Here is a 935-nt window from a genome sequence, read left to right on the forward strand (position 1 = left end):
CGTTATGATTTGGTGTGCTTTGTAGTTTATATGCATTTACTAGCATCGTAGCCATAGCAGCGCGAGTTACTTTTCCGGATGGATTGAAGATTCCATTACCTTCCCCTTTAACAATACCAGCTTTTTCAGCAGCAGCAATATAAGGAGTAGCCCAGTGGTTTTGTGAATCTGTAAAAGATGGTTTTGCATTAGGATCAATTTGTATCCCTAAAACTTTTGTCATAATTTTTGTAGCCGAAGCTCTGTCTAATGAGTCATTTGAGCCAAAAGTTCCATCTGGATAACCATTCAATACCTGTTTATCCACTAAATAATTAACAGATTTATCAGCCCATGTAGGAACATCAGGGAATTTATGAGTATCTGCTAAAATATTTGAAGAATAGGATAATATAGCTCCTGCAAGGATACCTGTTGCAATTAATTTGTGCTTCATTAAAATAAACACCTCTACCATTGTATTTATCAAATTGAGATTTTCTATTTTTATATTTACATGTTTGTAATAAGAATGAAATCGTATTAATACGCATTCAATTTGATGTAACGAGTATAGTTACTTATATACACAAGTGTCAATGAATGTCTTTTACAAAAATGCATAATATTTACATTAATTTCAATTTACATGATCTTTTGAACTACCCCCACTTTCACTTCGTTTAGAAGTGAGGGATTCCTAAGTAAAGAGTTTTATCGAACTCTAATTGATTAGGCTAACCCCGCAGTCCTTGCGGTTAGAAGCCTTATTGCTTCATTCTTTAGATTGATACTTGCGTTAATATCCCTATCATGGTTTGTACGACAAGAAGGACAGTCCCATTCACGTAGGTTGAGATTTTTAACGTCTTTATTTTGATATCCACAACAAGAACATAATTGGCTGGAAGCAAATGTTTTCGATACGACAATGACTTGTTTGCCATACCATTTTG

General features: G+C 34.1%; 2 protein-coding genes. Both read right to left on the bottom strand.

Annotation, left to right across the window (positions count from 1 at the left end; genetic code table 11):
• Positions 1 to 436 (bottom strand): S-layer homology domain-containing protein (locus ACTJJY_RS31885; protein ID WP_440607445.1); only part of this gene is annotated, 436 nt, incomplete at its 3' end.
• Between the two features lie 275 nt (positions 437 to 711).
• Positions 712 to 935 (bottom strand): zinc ribbon domain-containing protein (locus ACTJJY_RS31890; protein ID WP_440607446.1); only part of this gene is annotated, 224 nt, incomplete at its 5' end.

The organism is Bacillus sp. 22475, assembly GCF_052044835.1.
Classification (GTDB): domain Bacteria; phylum Bacillota; class Bacilli; order Bacillales; family Bacillaceae_G; genus Bacillus_A; species Bacillus_A cereus.